The sequence below is a fragment of the Crossiella sp. S99.2 genome (assembly GCF_023094165.1).
GTDB lineage: Bacteria > Actinomycetota > Actinomycetes > Mycobacteriales > Pseudonocardiaceae > Crossiella.
Window position 1 is genome coordinate 854070 of sequence record NZ_JALMDK010000004.1, and the last position, 18279, is coordinate 872348.

Consider the following 18279-nt stretch of genomic DNA (forward strand, 5'->3'; position numbering starts at 1 on the left):
GTTCCGCTTCGGCGGGGCGCGCTCGGTGAGCACTGGCGTGCTGGTAGGGGTTAGCCTGGTTCTTCGGCTGGCCCCTACCAGCACGGTGGTGCAGAATGCGGTGCCCCCGCCGCAGCGGGCGCACCGCGCGATCCCGGGTCGTCGTGCTGGTGCCGGTCACTGTGGATGCAGTCGCAGAACGTGTCGACCAGCTGCGGTGCTTGCGGCAGGTCTGTTCGCGGTAGGGACTGCGCGCGTTTCCTGATGTCATTGCCGAAGCGTTCGACGACGGTGCCGACGGGGAATTCAGCAGCGATGCGGGCCACCTCGTGGGCGGACTCTGCTGCCCAGTCCCGGACCTGCTGCCTGTCGGGCAGGCCGACGTAGAGCAGGCTCACGCGGGACGGGGCGCGGCGGGCTGGCCCAGCTAGACCAGCTCATGGCAGGCCAGCGGCCGCTCCTCGGCCGGGGTGGTGGGGCAAGCGGGCTCGTGCAGCTGGATCTTGGAGCCCTCGTCTTCCCCAGGGCGGGCCGGGACAGCACAGATCCAGCACGTCTCCTGTGTCCACATCCAGCTGTCACCGACGTGGTAGCGGCCATGCTCGTGGGGACTGATCTGGTTCGGGCCGAACTCCTCCCCTTCGGCCTCGATCACCAGAATGTCCTCGCCGTCCCAGCAAGCCGAGGCAGCACCGCACAAAGCCCCGCGCCGCGTGTGATACCGGGGAAGCGCTGGAACGGGTGGGGCGCGGGCCTGTTCGGTCAGCGAGAAGGGGATCCGGCATCACGGTGGCGGCCTTGGCTTGGAGGGCATGGCGGGACACGATCCGCTTGCCACTGCGACGAGCCAGGACCGCCTGCGAATGCCCTGCGGGGCGCTCATGCGGAACCGTCGCCAAGCGCGAGGTCCTGTTTCGCGTAGTTGTGCAGGTCATCGTGGCGGGCCAGATCGGCCGTCACGGTTCCGGTGTCCGCGCCGAGCCAGGCCGCGGGCGGTGCCGGGGTCGGGGGTGGCTCGAGGGCGTCAGGATCGCCATTGAGCCATTGCCACAGTCCACCTGCCAGCTCGTGCAAGCGCCCGCTGGCGGTCTCGACGTAGAAGTTGGAGTCCCCGCCGAAGCCGAACTGGTCGTGGAGGTTCCATACGCACACCAGGCGCTGTCCCAGTGTGCTGAGGTGGCCGAGGACTTTGTTGACGAGGTCGTTGTCGTAGCCCTCGGCCATGCTCCCGCACAGGGAAGTGTCGAGGCCCCGCACAGGATCGGGTTCCTCGGCCAACTCGCGGATGGCCTGCTCGGTCTCGGCCTCTCCCATCTGCTCCACCAGGTAGAAGATCTGCGCGTCCAGGCCGCCGTTGTTGATCGCGGTGGCAGGTCGGCTGGCCTGATCGTGCACAGTGTCGTCGAGATCCTCCGGGAGGAGTCCCAGGTTCTCGGCAAGGGCTGTCAAACGCCGGGCTGCTTGCGTTCGTGGGTCCTCACCCGCTGCGGTGGTGGGTGTGTTCCTCACGCGGGAGGGTGTGGATGCGCTGGTGTTGGCCATGACGGTGGTCTCCTTCGGATGCACAGTTCAGGGGTGTTTCCAGGTGCGCCTGGACGTGGTGGCCGGGGTATCGGCGCCCGGGTCACCACGTCCAGGGGCCGGTTCACCACGGTGACGGGACTGTGGTGAGCCCACTGGCCGCCCTGGTGGGTGTGAGGTCGCCGGCGTCACCATGTCCGCGAGAAGCCGCATTGATCGCCTGGTGCTCAGACCTCGATGGCGAGCTGGCCAGCGGGGTGTAGCCGCGGTCGGCCTTGTGGGCGTGGTGCGGCCTGGGCAATCGATAGCGCCTACGCGGCGGCGGGTCGCGGTGAGCGTGTGGCGGACGAACTGCTCGTGGTCCTCGATCCGAGGGGGATGCGGGCGGGCGCGGCCCGGCCGGGCTGGCTCGCCCCGCCGGTGTGCTGAAAAAGGGTGGTCTGGACACTTCTCGGGACGGGTTGCCGGTGCTGGAGGCATTGCTGGGCCAGGTGAAGGCTTGTGGTGGCGCACCGGGGTTCGGCTGTCGTTGCCGATGTTGTGGCTTCAGCGGCACTGGTGCGTCTGGCTGGGGAGGCCTTGCACCGTCAGGGTGTACACAGGTTCCCGCTTGTCGTTACGGCACAGCCAAGGTGGTCGCTGGCAGATTCTGGAGTCCTCCCCCAGTCCTGCAGTGTGTTGGCGATGACCGAGGGGACCGTGTCCGTGGCAGGTTTGGCGTGGCCGCCAGCACGTGGGACAGGGCTGCTGGGATGGTTACGGCGAGCCGGCGTGGCCGGGTTCTTCCTCCGCTGAGAAGGCGCTGACGCTGAAGATGACGAGACCGCTGGATTCGGCGGAGCTATGCAGATGGTCAATCAGCCAACGCCCCATCGCATCGCCTGCTGTGTCTGTGGCGGGGAAGGTCGTGCCGAACCAGTGCTGGAAGGTCTCACCGAGCGGGGCTGGCTGGCCGTTGCTGTCGATCCCGGTGACCAGACAGGGACCGTGAATCACCGGGATGTGCTCGGGATGTGCCAGCAACGCGAGGATGCGTTCCCTGTCGGTGTCGCTGACGGCATAGTCGCCCGCGGCAACATCCTGCAGCAGGAGGTTCAGGGTTTCGTTGGCACCACTGTTGGGCAGATGCGCACGCGTGCTGTCGTTGCCGAACCAGATGCCGACCCCGGCGAGAAGTCTCGTGCACTCGATGATCGGATCCTCGAGCAGCCGGGCAGCGTCCTCCTCCGGACGGGCCTGGTTGATCGCCACAATCTCGATGTGGTCCATGCCCAGCAAGATCGCGATCATGGTCTCGGGTGACGGGGGATCCGGCAGGGACGCCTGGTGGGTGTCGGTGGAGTTCCAGGTCGCTGCGTCCGGGCCTGGTCCGGTGAGCGCGTCGATCTGCCGGATGATGTCCGGGCGATCATGGGTGGACATGTCTGTCCTTTCTCAACAGTCATTGCGCGGCACGGGAAGCCGGCTCGCGAACATCGCCGCCCGCTGGCGTCCGGATGACGGGGTGTCTCGCCCCGGGCGGGGCGCTGACGCTGGGGGCGGCGCAGGCATCGGTGTCAAGCCGCGCGCTGGCGTGACCCGGTTACCGCAGGGAGCAGCAGAGCTCGCCAGCGCGCGGCTTGACGCCGGGGCCGGAGTCGTCCAGCGTGCGCCGCGCCGCCCGGGGCGAGACGCCCGGCTCGGAGGCCTCACTCACCTAGTGCTGGGCATACTGGTGCCATCTGGCGTGTTGGAGTCCAAGGCGCTCAGGCTCAGCCGCTGGTGGCCAGCCGTCGTAGGCGACGCTCAGCCCTTGTCGCGACTTCTCCCCTGCTCCCAGTGCTGACTGTTCCGGGCTGTGCCAGCAGTTCTCGTGATGGCATCTGGAGTCGGTGCAGACCTCGCGTCAGCTTCGGCGATGGCACGTGCCCGGCAGTGGAGAAAGGCAGTTCTGGAGCGGAACTCCTTGGCCTGGAACTCCCGAAGTTGCCACTGAGCCACCAGGTAGTTCGTTTGCCCTGGTCGGGCGGTTAGCGGTCAAGCACTGATCCGCTGGGAAGTGCCGGCAAGGATCACGCCGTCAAGTGACGTGTAGCGGTCGGATACTGGTCAGAGAACAGGTCAGTCCGCCTGCGAGACCACGGGCGACCCCACCGACATCGACTGACGCTTCCTCCCGCTGGAGGTTAGCCGGGGCGATCCCCGCCGGGGGTGGCGTCAGCCGCCGCGCATCCGGCGGGCGGCCTCGGCGAGGCTCTCGGGAGTGATGCCGATCAGCGACAGAGCCTGGCCGGCGTCCGCGCCGGTGGCGTCGCTGAGCCGTACGAGCCGGGACATCCGCACGCCGATCACCGGGGCCGCAGTGTGCTCGAAGTGCTCGCCCGGGTAGCCCGTCTCGTACCGCAGCACCTCTTCGGGCTCCATGTCGGCGCGGGTGGCGGCCTCCATGACCGACAGTCCCGCCTTCTCCCTGGCTGCGGTCAGGAACGGGCCCAACGGCCAGCCGGGATGAACTCGCCGGTGTGGTGAAGGCATCTGATCAGGCATGACCCCAGTATCCACAGAGGATGTCACCGGCAGGTTCGACGACGGAGGTCCGCGGCCCGGCATTCCTGAACGTGACTTGCAATGTCAGGTGGCCGGATCTCGCCAGGGTCAGTTGCCGTGGTGCATGTGGGGCAGCGCATGACCGCGTGGCCGGCTGGGTCGGGACATCGTTGACGGCAGGCCCTCACCAGTTGCGGTGCGGAGAGAAGTCCCTGCCGTAGCGAGCCACGAGACCGGCCCGTGGTGTACCTGGGATCGGTTACCGCCGCAGGGACAGCAGTGTCTCAGCCAGGTTGTGCAACTCGCGGAGGATCGCCATCCGATAGGCGCCTTGTGTGTCGACAACGGGTGTTCCGTCAACACGAAAGTGATCGAGCACGACGCGGGCGCCGGCCACCAGAGCTGCTTGGAAGTAGCGGTCGAGCAGGGAGGGACCATGGAGATCCTGTGCGGTGTCGAGGTGGAGCCCTGGCTGTCGGTCGCTCGCCCGCGGTTCAGGCGTATCCGCCGGGGCACACTCACCGGATGTCATGCTGGTGCTGGGGTCCAGCATCCACGTCTGGAACGGCGTGGGCGGGCGGGCGTTCATCGCGAGCCGGTAGTCGACTCGCGCCACGGCTCTGGCCCAGGGTGGCAAGGGTGTCGATGTGGCGTGATCCGGTGTGGGCCCTGCAGGCGGCGTGTTCGTGGGAACGGCAGCCGGGTGGCGGGTCAGTGTGAACAGTGCGGCCGCGCAGGTTTTGACTGCGGCGTGGATGTCCTCCTCGAGTGGGCCGTGGGGGTTGAGGTAGGGCCGGGTGTCCACTTGGAAGAATTCCAGCATTTCGTGGACGAACTCGTTGAAGGCCATGGAGAAGTAGTGCGCGAGCCAGGCCTGTTCGGGAATGGATTCGTCGTGCTCGCAGGGACCGGACTGGTGCCAGTCGCCGATGTTGATCCGTTGCCCGGTGGGGTCGTAGGCGCAGGGCATTTCGGGGCTGATGAGCAGGTCCGGCTCGAACAGGCGGGGCTCGTAGGTCTCGATGGTCAGCCGGTAGCTGAGGCGATCCGCGCAGGTGTGTCCTGTGGTCTGCATGGTGGGTGTCACCGCGGTTCTGGCGCTGGCCGTGTGGGCATCACGGCATGAGGTGTCCAGGTGGGTGTGTCGGAGGGGTCTAGCCGCTTCGGCACCGAGTCTTGTCAGCGGTGAGCAGGCTGGGAGGTGAGGGTGATGGTCAGGAACCATTGCAGGACAGCGGTTACGGCACGGTGGAGGCGGGGTGGGTGTTGTCCGTGGCGGCGTGTGTCTCGCCCGCGGTGATCGTCTGTGCCAGGGTCTGGGCGTACTGGCGGAGGCTCTTCGAGGGGGAGGTGAAGTCGTGGAGCATGATGTCGGCCAACGCTTGAGCCTCCGGGGTGCCCTGTCCGTGCAAGGCCACAGCCTTGGCCCAGACTGTCAGCAGGTGCCGGGCGGCGAAGTAGGCATCGGCGAGTTCGGCATCGCTGTACCGGGGCCTGTTCTCCAGGGAAGAACAGGGAACGCGGAGGGAGGTGATTGCGGTGTCCAGCCGCGTGATCACTTCGGCGCAGGTGGCCTGGATGCCGCGGATGTGTGCTGGGCTGCGCGGGTGGTGTGCCACGTGGTGAACGGGGCCGATGGCCCGATCTATCGCAGCGCCCCAGCTTTCGACTGCCACAGTCACAATCCTGTCCTCCTTCACCGTGGGAAGCGCTTGAGCATCGTCGGCGCACACCGGTCCCGGACGGCGGCAGCGGCCGCTGTCACTGCCGGCCCTGATCAGGTTTGACGATGGCCTGAAACTCGACGCGGATCTCCGAGGCGTCCAGGGGCCAATCCTCGATCGAGTCACCGCCGTCGCCGGGCAGCATCGTCAAGGCGCCCTCGTGGCTGCTGCATTCACCGCACACCCGGATGCAGCGGTCGGGTGTCATCCGGGACCGGCCGGGAAACTGGCCGAGTGCCGCGCCACAGCGGGGACACATGCCTTTGGCCAGCTTCGCCAAGATGGCATTGGTGGCGCGGGTCGCCTTGTCACCGGTGACACCACCCGCTCGCAGGGCCGTGGTGATGCAGTCACGATGCGCCTGCACGCCTGGTGCTGTGCCGGTGGCGTCTGGGGCCGGGGTCTGCGCATCGAGCCAGGACAGGATGGCGTCGATGTGTTCGCGCTGCAGGCCGCGGCCGGGGTCGGTCTCGATGAGCAGGGTGGGGATGCCCTCCTCGTCGCGCCGGTCCTCTGCCCAGCCGTGCTCTTTGCCGCCGTAGACATCGTCGATCCAGACCAGTGGACGGCGATCTATCCAGCGGCGGATCGGGCCCAGCTTGGCTGACCAGCCGAAGCCCGGCGCCTGGTTAGGCACCTCGATGACGGGCAGTGCGGGCAGTTCCAGACGGGGGGCGATCCATTCCGATGCGCGGTGTCCCCAACTGGTGGCCCACGCGATGTCGATGTCTCGGGCGAGCAGCTCACGAAGCCAGAACCCATGCTCGGGATTCAGCCACACGGGGCCGCTGGCGGGCATGCCGTCCGGACCGGGGCCGTCGTAGTGGTGTTCGTGATATCCCAGTGATCGCAGCGCTTCGTGGCCTCCGAGGATGTGCCGGGGATCTGCGGCCAGTACCCCGTCGACGTCTAGTGCTAGACCGGGCCTGTTCATGGTGCACCTTTGCTGTTGGTGATCGGTCGCGGCAACCGTCCTGGGTGGTGTCGCCAGGGTATCGGGTCGTACCTGGTGGCCCCGACATAGCAGAGTCCGGTGGCTGCGGGCTGGGGTCCAGATGGGCACGGGCTGGTCGGCTGCGGACCTGGGACGGCGCTGCACTCGGTGCTGGAGCCTGTCGATCGCGACGCGCTCTCGGCGACGACGGCGCAACCTGCAACGTCGGGCTCGGTGCTGGCAGGGCCCGGCAGGCTACCTGCGGCTGTCGCGGGTGCCACCGCGTTGCTCGGGCGCAGCGGGTGAAAGACCAGGGTTGTCGAGACAAGGCTCCGATGCTGTGGCGTGGAGCGCCGGGGCACCGGGTCCCTCGCCTGCCTGCTCGTGGCGGCGTTGCCGGCGGATGCTCCGCAGCGTGGTTCGCCCGCTAGCATCGCTGTTCTCCCAGACCACCGTCGAGGTGACCGCGGGGTCAGGATGTGAAGGGCAGGTCGGTGACGCTGCAGGATCAGAGCTGGCACGTCGGGGATTCAACCCTGCTGGTGATCGATATGGACTTCTTCTTTCCCAACCCTGCCTTGGCGGCCCAGGCCCAGCATGAGCACTCTCTGCTGTATGACTGGGGGCACGAGGAAAATGCGTTCATGACCGGACCGGTGTGGGACTCGCGCGCGGCCCAGTTCCTGGCCCGCGAACTCCCGTTGCCGCCGTTGGCCGGATGGGAAGAGTTCTGGGACCGCTTCCCGGATTTGCACGACGTTCCTCTGTGGTTTGCCAACTCCAACCTGCATGCCGGTGACATGTTTCCCGGTGATGTGGAGGCGTGGAAGCGGGTGGTGTTGTTCGACGCCCACCACGACTGCGGTTACCGGGTCGGCTCGCTGGAGGACTTCGCAGTCCAGCCTCGGTTCTCTTGCGAGGATTGGATGCTGCGGCACGCTGTACGTGGCTCGGCGCTGGAGGTCCGCTACCCGAGGTGGCGGCCGCAGGCCATCGAGCAGGAGCCGTTGCCCCGTGGTGTCGAGGTGACGCGGGTCATCGATGACGGCGGCCTGGTTGTGGATGTGGTTCCGGATGCGGTGTTCGTGTGTATGTCACACGGTTGGGTGCCACCGTGGTGCGATGAGCAGGTTGAGGAGTTCCTCGACCGCTACCCGGGTGTGATCGTCGGCCAGATCGATGAAGACCCCGTGATCCGCGCCTTCTGTTTGGACAGTGTGGCCGCTGAGGCTGCCAGCTGGCACAGCCTGCGCGAGGAGGCCATCCGCCGGTCGCAGTCAGGCTGAGAGTGGCTGCGTGCGACACCTCTAGCCTGCCACGGATGCAGTTGCGCCGGGACCGCACTCAGAGGCTGATCAACGAAGTCATGTCGGTGATGCGATCAGTCACATTCCTCGGCGCAGTCGAGGTGTTCGGTGGCGCTGTTGTCTTGACGCCAGCGGGCGGTGACTGGCCACGAGAGACCGCGAGGCCAGCGAGTTGACCACCTTCAAGGCTGGGCGGCCTCCTGGGTGACCGCCCAGCACATCGAGATCGTGACCTTGCTGGCCGTGCTCGCCTGACACAGCAACGTGAGCATGCTGGCGTCGGTGTGCCCGTCGGATCGGTGACGGCCTGGCCTACCGGCTCGTGGGTGCTTCCACAGGCCGTGGGGGAACCCACCCACTATCCGGGTCATAACGGCGCTTCACCTGAGCCGGGCTTCCCGCCAGAACAGCGAAGTCCGGGTATTCGCCCCGGGCAACCACGGAGTTCGCGGCGACCAAGGTGTTCCGCCCGATGCGAGCACCGGCCAGTACTGTCACGTTCCGGCCGATACTGCAACCCGACCCGATCGACACCGGACGACTTTCTGGCGGCCACTGATCATGGATTGGCTGGTCAACGAGATCATACCGGTGATTCTGATCAGTCACAAAGCAGTCTGGAGCAAACCACGTTACGTCACCGATCTCCACATGCAGATGTGCGATTAGTTGGAAATACCGGCCGAACCCGCACCGCTCGCCGATTGTGATGATCGGTTCGGTGCCGCGCGGTCCCGTGTCGAGTCTGTCCTGACCCTCGATCATGCCGACCGACAGCACTGCAAAGGGGCCGACTTCGGTGTTCGACCCCAACGAAATCCAGTCCGTGTTCTGCAAGAGCAACTGCGGAAACTCGATCCTGCTGCCAGGGCCGAAGCTTCGGAACCGAGCCGCCTCGGGGTCGTCTTCAGTGATCGTACCGACCTCTCTCGCCCACGACCACACCTGCCGGACCACGCTTCCCGCACTAGGGTTCGCCATGAGCTCACGCAGAGTCCAGTCCCCAATCTCCTTGTCCACCCAAGCAACCTACAACCGACTCATTCGCATGACCTGCCCGCCGTCAGTCGGTGTTCTCGGAGTTGTTCGCAGCTGCGACCTCGTCTTCGACGTGACGCGCTTCCCTGAGCATGGAGGTCGCAAGCATTACGGAGATGAGGGCCTTGACGGCGGCGAACTGGGTTAGGTCGGCCTGGTGAGCCGTAGCATGCCGATTGAAACGAGAAGCGTGGGCTCATCACTTTGACCGTTGAAGTACTTACGAGCCGCGCCTCACGCGGGACAGGAACCTCCCCCGTCGCCTGACGCAAGCGGAGTGAGCGGTCGAACTCGTCCTGGAGCACGCGATGGGCAATCTTGCTGTTGCAGGGCACCCCGAACAGCGCCTGCGTGGCGGTCACAGGTTTCCTCAGGCGTGGTGGCGAGCATGTGGCACGACGGCTGGTGGGGCCGCCCATGCGGGCAGCCCCACCAGGAACGGTCAGGCGGTCAGGTCCGTCTGGTAGTCGTGCTCGGCTGATGCGGCTCCGGCCTCGTTCGGGGTCACCGTGCGTCAGAGACCTCGGTGGCGTCGCCGTCAGTGGGCAGATCCTCGCCGTCGGCCAGAGGCTCGTCGTCGGCGCCAGGGTCCTCGTCGTCCAGGGTGGCTTCGACCTCGATCTCGTCCTCCACCGCGGCGGCCAGGGCCGCGTCCACCGGCTCGGACCGATCGAGCACCAGCATTTCCACCTCGGAGGGCACCCAGTCGGCGGGTCCGGAGGGCTCCAGCGTCTGCAGCTTGAGCGTGCGGAGCTTGGCGAAGTAGGCGATCTCCTCCTCGTTGGGGTTCTCCCACGTCCTGCGGCGGCTGACGCCTTGTTCCAGTGCGGCAAGCACCATGACCATGCTGATCACGCGGGCCCGCTCCGGCTTGGCCTTGAGGATCTCCGCCCTGAGCGCGGCCCTATTGCCGTTACCGGCGAACTTGCTGTCCCAGCCCAGCAGCGTCAGCGCCAGGCGGTGCCCCCGGCCCGCGGCGTCGGCGTAGCGAGCGCTGCTGGCTCGCATCGCCTCCAGCCAGGTGTCCTCGGCCTGCGACAGGGTGCGTCGCTTGGCGAATAGCTCCAGCGCCTCCATCCGCTTGATCGTGGCCGAGTCCCACGCCTTGCCCTGGGCGATCACCGTCTTGCGGTACCGCTTCTGCTCCGCGGTCATCGGGCCCGTCTGGACGGCGCTGCCGGTGGGGTAAGTGGGGCGTTCAATGAGGGTCTTGCCGGGCTCGGCGTTGCGCTCGGCGTGCTTGTGCCGCTGGAAGTCGGTGCAGACGTGGATGACGGTGACCGTGCCTTCCTTGTCCGGCCACACGCGGTGAAAGGTCAGGTAGGCGGCGTGGCCGGGGCAGGTGGCATGCCGTTTGATGCTCAGCGTGCCGCCTGGCTTGGTTTTGGCGGTGGGGCGCAGGTCGGCGAGCTGGCGGATCTGCGGGCCGCGGAGGGTATCTGGGGGTTCGATGACTGTCAGGCCCTGCTCGGCCAGTTCCGCGGCCGCGGCCGCCAGCGCCACACGTTCGGTGCGCGCCACACGCAGCCGCTGGGCGATGTTGTGGATCTGGCCGGGGTTGGTCTGGGCGCATTCGGTCAGCTCCTCGACCGCCGCGCTCTCGTCGCCGTAGGCCTCGAATTCGGCGATCACCGCACTCTCGGACAGTCCCAGCACGCCCTGATGGGCCAGCTCGGCGGCGTGGGTGCTTTGTGCGACCGCCATGAGGACGGCGGCGTCGTCATTTTTCAGCCGCAGCCGCTTGCCTACCGTCACGGGCTCGACCCCCAGTTCCAGCAGGCCCTGAACGGTGCGCAGCTGGTCGGCCTGGGTCATAGCGAATCGCAGGAAATTTGCGCCGTGCTGTTCGACCATGCGCTCGATCGCGGTGGCCTTCTCGTCGGAGATGCCGTGGGCCTGGGCGATGACAAAGGCCTTCTTCCAGGACACCTCGCCGCTCTCGGTAGCTCGTTTCTTCGCCTTTCGCAGGCCGTAGGTCCGTACCTGCCCGTCGATCACGATCAACTGCCCGTGCGCGTCGTAGCGGGCGATGATCGGGATGGTGTTGCCTTGGTCGAGGAGGTCGGCGACGAAGTCTGCGTACTCCTCGTCCTGTGGGTCTTCCAAGCGCTGCGGGTCGAACAGTCGCACGTTGGGCCCGATGACCAGCTCGTCGGGGTCGACGTGCAGCAGCGTGTAGTCCTTGACCTCCTCCGCGCTGGTCGGCAGGACCAACTCGATTACCGTTGGGTCGATGTCGGGGGCGGTGACGTCCTGGAAGACGGTGTCGGACGGGATGGTGATGTCGGGGGCGAGTTCGGTCGTGGGCATAGGGGTTCTCCAGTTCACGCGAGGATCGGAATAGAAAAATGGTGAAGAAATGGGGAAACGTGCTCCGCAGATACGGGGTTGAGTCGTGTGTGTGCTTGTCCCGGGGCGGGAGGGCACATGCCACAGCGCCATGGCCGGGTACAGGGCATCGCGGGCAAGGCCAGCCCACGCGTCTCGGATCGCCGTCTGGTGGCCCCGTGCAGGGCGGGAGACCTCCCCCGGTCCTTCTGGGGTGTCGCGGGCAGGATCGGGCGCGTGCGGCACAGCCAGGGCCGGTGGGCTCGGCTGACTGGTGTGGGATCGCGCGCAGCACGAGCGGGCGGCAGCGGGCCCGTGGTCTCGCCTGGTCGTGCTGTGGCGGTGCGGGTTCGGTCTTCGAGTTCAGCGAGCGGACGGGTGCCGGGCCGCGGGTCAATCCTGTTCGCGGACCGGGGCCTGGTGACCAGAACATGCGGAATGAACATCCGCCGGAACGGGGTGCGCCCAGCCGTCACGGTCGTTGCTGGCAGAAAACGTCGGAGTTGGTGCCTGGCTCAATCCTGGACGACCTTTACCAGGAGGTGTTCGAGTCGCGGGCCGCTGATCGCGTTCGTGCCATCCGTCGGGCCGGCTGCCATTGGCCCAAACACGAGACTCCAGCGCACTACGGGCAACATGGGGGTGATGGCGTTGGGTTCCAGTCGCCAAGCCAGGCGTGCCGGCCGGTCTCGGCGAATTCGGTCCGTCGCTGTTGCCAGTCGGGCATCCAGAAGTGCATCCGCCGTTGCCATGGGCGGCCGTGTGGGCGTCCGCCGGGCTGGGTGGCGTGTGCCTGTTCGTGGACGAGCACGTACTCGATGAGCCGCATCGGCAGGCCGAACACGGCCCAGTGCAGCGTGGTCTTGTGCTTCGGCGGGCCTTCGTAGATGCCCCAGCGGCGTCGGCCAAGGTCGCGAACCGCGTAGCTCAAGCCGGTGATGTGGCCATCCAGTTCGTACTGGCCTGCCTCACGGCGCAACCAGGCGAGCCCGGCTTGCCGGTACAGCCTGATCACCGCCCGGCGGGCCAGCTCTGGCCGCTGTCTGCGCGCGGTCAGGACGCCGTCGGGTGTGATCAGGGGCATCTGTGCGGCATCTGCGGGCGAGGCGTTGACGAGTTGGAGCCGGTAGCGCCGGCCGAGCAGGTCGAACTCTTCGCCGTCGACGAATTGTTTGACCGCGTGATCGGGGGCCAGCCGCGTGGCGGTGTCGACCTTCTCGGTGATCCATCGACGATGGCTGTAGACAACCCGCGCAACCTGTTCCGGGGCGGCCGTCGGCGGGATCAGCACCTCGACACCGCCTCCCGGATTGACTTGGATGCCGGTCGTCCGGCGTCGAAGACGGATGGCCACCTCGACCTGCCATTCGGGCGGCAGGTCGAGGGCGGCCAGAGCGGCGCGGTAAGCGTCAGGGTCGGTCATCGTGCTCCCTGCTCGTAGTTGATGTGCTCGACTGAGCTGGCCACGGTGGCGGCGCCGGTGCGCAGCAGCTCGTTGACGCCCGTGGACATCGCGGAATGAATCGATCCCGGTACGCCGTAGACGCGACGGCCGAGCTCACCGGCGGTTCGGGCGACGGCGAGGGCGCCGCTGCGCTGCCCGGCTTCGACGATGAGGGTCGCGGCGGTGAGAGCGGCGAGCAGACGGCACCGGGTGTGGAATCGGATGCGAGTCGGTTCTGTGCCGATCGGGTACTCGCTGACCAGCAAACCGCCCTGCTCGATCACGCTCTGGTAAAGCCGAGCGTGCTGGTGTGGATGGGTCCGGTCGACGCCGTTGGCTAGCACGACGATCGTCGGGCCGCCGGCGCCCAGCGCGCCGCGGTGCGCAGCCTCCTCGACCCCGAGGCTGCCGCCGCTCACAACGGTCGCTCCGGCGCGCGCAAGGTCGTAGCTGAACTCCGAGGCGACGATGTGTCCGTACGCCGTCGAGGAACGGGAGCCCGTGACTGTGACGGCGGCGCTGGTGAGCTGAGCCAGCGAGCCGCCGCCGCGCACCCACAGGGCGAGCGGGGTGCCGAAGCCGGACAGGCTGGTCAACCGTTCCAGCGGCCACTCGTCGTCTTCGGGTGTGACTAGCCGCGCCGCGCCGTGGTCGAGGGCCCGCAGGTCGTCCTCGATCCGTGCGTCAGGCCGGGTGAGTTCGCCGAGCACGGCGGCAGGGGCGGTGCCGTGCCGGATCTGTGTGACGGCCTCGACCGGCCCGTGAACGGTGACGTAGTGATCGATGGCGGGCGCGGGTGGTTCGGCGGCGCGCAGGAGGAACAGACGGGCGCGCAGTTCGTCGTGTGAGGGCATGGTTCACCTTTTCGGCGGGTCAGGCTTGCTCGGGTCCGTGGGCTTGGCGGGTGCGGTCGGTACTGGTGTGGCTAGGGCTCGGTGCGGTCGTGCAGTGGGATGGGCAGGCTGTGCCCGATCAGCTCGCGCAAGCGGGAATCGCTGGTGTGCAGGTGAGCTCCAGAGGCCATGAACCAGGTGCCGGGCGGGGCGGCGGCGGGGCGTGCGACGTAGCGGCCGTGCTCGAAGAGGAGGTAGACGCCCGGCGCGTCGTCTGAAGGTTCGGCAATCCGGGCGAAGGCAGGTAGCGTCCGCTCCTGCCCGACACCGAGGATCGTCACGTGGCGGACACGGGAGGACAGGCCCTTGTTGGGGCTGTGGAACGGGCCGGTCAGGATCTCCGCACGCAGTCCTTTTCGGACGACCGGCACGTCGATGAGGCCGTCCCCGAGTTCGGGGATCTGGTCAAGTTCCGTGATACCCCACGGTGTTTCGGTGTAGGCCGGCAGAAGCCGGTAAGCCGGGACGTGGCCAGCTCCATGGCGCACAGAGGCTGTGGCCTCGGCCGGCAGCCGGGTCAGCACCGTCGCGCGCAGGCGGTCTGTCCAGGCGTGCGCTTCACTGGTGTGCCAGCCGATCGTGCCGCTGGTCTGGTACTCGTAGCACTCCAGCAGGCACAGCGCGGCAATCGGATGCAGCGCGCGGGCGGTGACCGTCGCGACGTAGTCCGGCGACTCGCCGTCCTGCTGTCCACCATCGTGATGGGGCCGGTGCTGCTGCAGCAGCATCTGGCCGACCGGGGTGAGATCGTCGAAGATGCCGATCAGGCCGAATTGCAGTCCGGCGTTGACGAGTCCGTCGATGTGCGCAAGGTGCAGGTCGAACCGAGACACTGCGATGTCCTTTCCTTGTGGTGGCGCGGTTTCACGCGGTGATCGGGGCGGATGTGCGCAGTGGCAGCGCGGTGGTGGTCCAGCCGTAGAGGTCGAAGACCTGGCGGGCGTGGCTGGGGCAGTAGAGGTCGGCAGCTCCGCCCTGGCCGGCGTGGGTGGCGCGGCGGTGGCAGTAGCGAGGGCCGCGGCCGTTGCCGGACTCGGTGAGCCTGGTGCACGCGCGCAGCCGGCGGAGGCGGATGAGCAGGCCGGGGCCGCCGTTGACGCCGGCCCAGCGGCCTCCGTAGGTGTCGGTGGCGTGCCAGAGGTAGCGGGTCCACATCCCGCCGGAGGGGGTGTAGGTGCGCCGGCCGGGCTGGCGGGTATCGGCCAGATCGATCGTGGCGAGATGTCCGCCGGGCCAGGTGGTCAGCGCGTCGCCGTCGGTGGAGACGTAGGCGAGGAAGATGTTCGCGCGGGTCATCGCCTCGCGTTCCTGTTCATTCGAGCACGGGTAGCAGCTCGTGGCACCGGTGTGCGTGTCGATCGCGATGCCGGTTCCGGTGCCGGGAGTGGCCGGGGTGGCGTTGTGGCCGCAACCCAGGACGTCTGCCACGTCGGCGGTGGAGGAGGTGGTCATGGCAGTGTGAGTTCTTTCCGGCCGAAGGTGGTGCAGCGGAGGGATGAGAGGTCGCCCGCCTGGTGAGTCCGGCCGATGCGCCAGGCCGACTCAAGACGTGGCCGACCGTCACGGTGGCCATGTGGGAAGGGATGTGTGGCTAGGCCAGCAGCCGTAGACGGAACGCAGGCAACTCCTGGCACGGGTCGAGGTGGCGCGGATCGGCACCCTCACGGGCACGCCAGGTGACCTCCCACCACCAGCGCAGCAGCGCGCGGACCGCACGAACTCGGCTCGGGACGTTCGGCAGGAAGTAGACGAGTCCCCCGCCGCCGAGGAGGTGAGCACGGTCGCGGTAGGCGGTGGGTGACCATCGGTTGCGAATTCGGACCAGGCCACCGATGACGCTGACGGGCTGGCGAAGGCCGTAACACTCGGCGGCGCGCTCGTCGATGGTGACAATGTGGACGGTGTGACCACTGGTCGTGTCCACGATCGGGGTCAGGGTTGCTGTGCCGTCGCGGGAATCTCGGCCATTGACCCACAGCGTCACGACGTCGGTGGTGTGGGGGTGCGTGGTGTCGGACAGGGGAACGTGTCTCCTTCGGTAGGTGATCAACGCGCCGGAGGTTCAGCGCGGGGGCCGCCAGCACTCGGCCGGCACCCGTCTTCGGACCTCGTGCGTGGGGCGGATGGATCGGTGATCGTGGTCAGCGGCACTGACCGGTGATCCGGACGAGGTGGGCCATGTCGACCACCGGGCCGGCCCAGTAGCGGACATGGACTGGTTCGTTGCCGATTCCCCAGACGTAGAGCCGGAAATCGGGGTCGCTCGGGCACGCCCACACGGAGGTGTTGCCCCTGCCCTCAGGCATGGGGACTCCGAACTCGTCGCACCGACCGATCTCGATTGCCGACCACGGACCGGACCGGAGGTGCTCGAACACCCGGACATACGGGGCGTCGAAGGGCGCGGCGTGGGCCTTCTGCCGGATCGCGACCCACTCGGCCAGCGCCGACGCGGACAACGACCGGGCGGAGGTGATCACGGCGCGCACGGCCTCGGCGCTGGTGAGCCGGCCGTGGTCACTGCTGTCGGCGTAGGCCAGCGCGCACGGTCCGGTGAACCACAACGTGATCCACTGCGGGCCTCGATGCCAGCCGCGGGCATAGCCCCGAAACCCGCCCATCTCGCTGGCCGGGACCGGCGGCAACGCACCGTCCAGGCCCTGGTCGGGTCGAGGCATCCACTTGTGCGCACGGAGGTCCTCGGCCACGGTCGGATACAGCATGTCTGTGGTGCGGGCACCCGCGTAGGCGTGGGCCGTGCGGCTCAAGGATTCCGCCAAGCCGACCATCCGGCCTGTCACGTTGCGGAGGCCACGCACCGGCATGGGTTTCGCGCTGAGTGCGTCATCGGCCAGGTTGGCAACCTGGCACCGGAGTTCCGCCGCGAGCGCGGCCAGCTCGGCGAGGCTGGCGGCCTGTATGCGGCTGAGCGCTTCGACGGAATCGGCGCGTGCACGTTCCTGGTCGAGCTCGGCGCGCAGCGCGTCGACGGTGGCCGAGTTGTCGTTCGTCATGGTGATCGTCGCTTTCGTTGGTCGGTGCGGGTGAATTCCGGAGGTGCTGGAGACAGCGGTCAGTCGGCGGCGGCGGTTCGCCTCGGACCGAGGCCGGCGGCCGAGCCGTCGGCGGTGACGACGGCGCGGCAGGCCGAGCACGGCGTGCGCCTGGTGGAGGGCCTGCTGCGCGACCCGCTCGGGCACTCGGTCACCGAGCGGGTTGTGCAACGGGCAGAGCAGGACGTCCGTCCTGCCGAGCCGTCCGGGTCGCCCTGGACACGGTTCTCGGCTGTGTGCTGGAAATCCGCGGGGTTCAGGCGGAGCCGGACGGTGCCCGGCGCCCCTGTACGCCGCGGCGGTCTCCGGCGCGCCAGCCGTGATGTCCACAGTGGACTGAGGGGTCCCAAGGCGGGGACAGGTCGGCGTGACTGCGCCGAGATTTGGGCCCCTGGTCGCGGTAGGTGGGACTCATGGGCGTACTCCCCGGTGTCGAGGAGGGACGACAAGGTGTGATTCCGGCGGGTCTGCGCCGGTTCGGGCCAGCCGGTTCCGGGAACCTGGACGCGCGCGGTAGCGCCGGTGACCGACGGAGTGCAGCCAGTCACCTGCACGCCCACCGCGGAGGCGCCGCGGTGAGCTTCAGCCGGTGGTCTGGCAGTCCGGGGCGGCGACGGCGGTCTGGGGCATGGCGCTGATCGCGGTCAGCCACGGCACGCCGAGCTTTTCCAGCCGGACCTCGTCGGGTTCGGCCGCCAGTTGCAGAATCTCGGTTTGGGTGAACACCGGATTGCCGTCGCCGTCGCAGTAGGCGGTGAACTGCCCGAGGCCGGGCACGTACAAGCAGGTGATCCCGAGCCAGTCGTAGGCCGGTTCCTCGTAGGTGGTGAACGCCGCCTCTGGGGCGTTCTGGATCAGGTCGTTGGCCAGCTTGATGGCGTGGCCACAGGGGAACGTGTCGGCGCGGTAGGGCTCGCCGACTTTCACAACCGCGCGGGCGTCCGCGTCAGGCTCGGTGAGGTCGTACTCCTTAAGAACGTCGAGCACAGAACGCACGCGGTGTGGGGGGCAGGCGTGGATGGTGAGGGCTCCGGAGGTCCAATCACCCATGACAGATCGTCTCCTCGTGGATGTGTGGTGGTGTGTCCCGCTTCGGCGGGGCGCGCTCGGTGAGTACCGGCGCGGTGGTGCAGAGTGCGTCGCCCCCGCCGAACGCGGGCGCACAGCGAGCTCTCCCGTATCCCCCATCGGGGGTGTCCGTGCACTACTGGGAAACGTCTGGCTGATGCGACTGAACAGGCATCCAACTTGCGGATTCTCGAGATTGACGACGGCCAGCACGCAGTGCTGTGGCTGGGGTTCGCACCAAACATCGGCACATCAGGTCCGACCATGGCCGTCATGGCAATGTCGACTTGTCCTGCGTGGCCAGTGCCACCACACCGTCTGCAGCGTCGAACCCTGCTACCTGAGCCCCGGGCATGCAGGCGGTCATCCTGAGGTGTTCTGGGACACGCCTACACGCCGGCGACCCATTTTCTGTTCCAGGGGTACCGATTCGGCGTCAACCACCGTCGGGATGGTCTGCCTGC

General features: G+C 67.7%; 18 protein-coding genes. 1 reads left to right on the top strand and 17 read right to left on the bottom strand.

What is annotated here, in order from left to right; translation table 11 throughout:
- Window positions 1-74: 74 nt before the first annotated feature.
- The 8 genes from MZC64_RS19520 to MZC64_RS19555 all read right to left on the bottom strand — a co-directional run bounded on the left by MZC64_RS19520 (window position 75) and on the right by MZC64_RS19555 (window position 6684).
- Window positions 75-377 (bottom strand): hypothetical protein, encoded by a 303-nt coding sequence (locus MZC64_RS19520; protein ID WP_247758172.1) that lies wholly within the window; start codon window positions 375-377, stop codon window positions 75-77.
- Between the two features lie 29 nt (window positions 378-406).
- Window positions 407-634: a hypothetical protein gene (locus tag MZC64_RS19525; RefSeq protein ID WP_247758173.1), complete on the bottom strand. Its 228-nt coding sequence runs from the start codon at window positions 632-634 to the stop codon at window positions 407-409.
- A 224-nt stretch (window positions 635-858) separates the two neighbouring features.
- Window positions 859-1521 carry a hypothetical protein gene (locus MZC64_RS19530; RefSeq protein WP_247758174.1) on the bottom strand — a complete coding sequence of 221 codons (663 nt, stop codon included), beginning with the start codon at window positions 1519-1521 and terminating at the stop codon, window positions 859-861.
- A gap of 735 nt (window positions 1522-2256) precedes the next feature.
- Window positions 2257-2922 (bottom strand): hypothetical protein, encoded by a 666-nt coding sequence (locus MZC64_RS19535; protein ID WP_247758175.1) that lies wholly within the window; start codon window positions 2920-2922, stop codon window positions 2257-2259.
- 774 nt (window positions 2923-3696) lie between these two features.
- Window positions 3697-4026, bottom strand: a complete 330-nt coding sequence (locus MZC64_RS19540; RefSeq protein ID WP_247758176.1) for a helix-turn-helix transcriptional regulator — start codon at window positions 4024-4026, stop codon at window positions 3697-3699.
- A gap of 259 nt (window positions 4027-4285) precedes the next feature.
- Window positions 4286-5101, bottom strand: coding sequence for a hypothetical protein (locus MZC64_RS19545; protein WP_247758178.1), 816 nt, complete (start codon window positions 5099-5101; stop codon window positions 4286-4288).
- A 163-nt stretch (window positions 5102-5264) separates the two neighbouring features.
- The gene (locus MZC64_RS19550; protein WP_247758179.1) at window positions 5265-5645 is read right to left on the bottom strand and encodes a hypothetical protein; all 381 of its coding nucleotides are present in this window, start codon (window positions 5643-5645) and stop codon (window positions 5265-5267) included.
- Window positions 5646-5787: 142 nt separating this feature from the next.
- On the bottom strand, window positions 5788-6684 hold the full coding sequence (locus tag MZC64_RS19555) for an HAD domain-containing protein (protein WP_247758181.1): 897 nt from the start codon (window positions 6682-6684) through the stop codon (window positions 5788-5790).
- A gap of 494 nt (window positions 6685-7178) precedes the next feature.
- Here MZC64_RS19555 and MZC64_RS19560 point away from each other — a divergent pair, with 494 nt between their 5' ends.
- Window positions 7179-7970, top strand: a complete 792-nt coding sequence (locus MZC64_RS19560) for a hypothetical protein (RefSeq protein WP_247758182.1) — start codon at window positions 7179-7181, stop codon at window positions 7968-7970.
- A 333-nt stretch (window positions 7971-8303) separates the two neighbouring features.
- On the opposite strand, the gene MZC64_RS48735 is transcribed toward MZC64_RS19560, so the two are convergent.
- The 9 genes from MZC64_RS48735 to MZC64_RS19605 all read right to left on the bottom strand — a co-directional run bounded on the left by MZC64_RS48735 (window position 8304) and on the right by MZC64_RS19605 (window position 17734).
- Complete coding sequence (locus tag MZC64_RS48735; RefSeq protein WP_247758184.1) at window positions 8304-9011, bottom strand: acyltransferase; 708 nt, start codon at window positions 9009-9011, stop codon at window positions 8304-8306.
- 522 nt (window positions 9012-9533) lie between these two features.
- Complete coding sequence (locus MZC64_RS19570; protein WP_247758185.1) at window positions 9534-11339, bottom strand: hypothetical protein; 1806 nt, start codon at window positions 11337-11339, stop codon at window positions 9534-9536.
- 643 nt (window positions 11340-11982) lie between these two features.
- Window positions 11983-12780: a M48 family metallopeptidase gene (locus MZC64_RS19575; RefSeq protein WP_247758187.1), complete on the bottom strand. Its 798-nt coding sequence runs from the start codon at window positions 12778-12780 to the stop codon at window positions 11983-11985.
- Entirely contained in the window at window positions 12777-13655 is an 879-nt protein-coding gene (dprA, locus tag MZC64_RS19580) for a DNA-processing protein DprA (RefSeq protein ID WP_247758188.1), read from the bottom strand. The genes MZC64_RS19575 and dprA overlap by 4 nt, the downstream gene beginning before the upstream one ends.
- A 71-nt stretch (window positions 13656-13726) precedes the next feature.
- Window positions 13727-14527 carry a hypothetical protein gene (locus MZC64_RS19585; RefSeq protein ID WP_247758190.1) on the bottom strand — a complete coding sequence of 267 codons (801 nt, stop codon included), beginning with the start codon at window positions 14525-14527 and terminating at the stop codon, window positions 13727-13729.
- A 31-nt stretch (window positions 14528-14558) separates the two neighbouring features.
- Window positions 14559-15146: a hypothetical protein gene (locus tag MZC64_RS19590; RefSeq protein WP_247758191.1), complete on the bottom strand. Its 588-nt coding sequence runs from the start codon at window positions 15144-15146 to the stop codon at window positions 14559-14561.
- 139 nt (window positions 15147-15285) lie between these two features.
- The gene (locus MZC64_RS19595) at window positions 15286-15744 is read right to left on the bottom strand and encodes a hypothetical protein (RefSeq protein WP_247758192.1); all 459 of its coding nucleotides are present in this window, start codon (window positions 15742-15744) and stop codon (window positions 15286-15288) included.
- Window positions 15745-15835: 91 nt separating this feature from the next.
- Window positions 15836-16894 carry a hypothetical protein gene (locus tag MZC64_RS19600; RefSeq protein WP_247758194.1) on the bottom strand — a complete coding sequence of 353 codons (1059 nt, stop codon included), beginning with the start codon at window positions 16892-16894 and terminating at the stop codon, window positions 15836-15838.
- Between the two features lie 435 nt (window positions 16895-17329).
- Complete coding sequence (locus MZC64_RS19605; RefSeq protein WP_247758195.1) at window positions 17330-17734, bottom strand: hypothetical protein; 405 nt, start codon at window positions 17732-17734, stop codon at window positions 17330-17332.
- Window positions 17735-18279 lie beyond the last annotated feature (545 nt).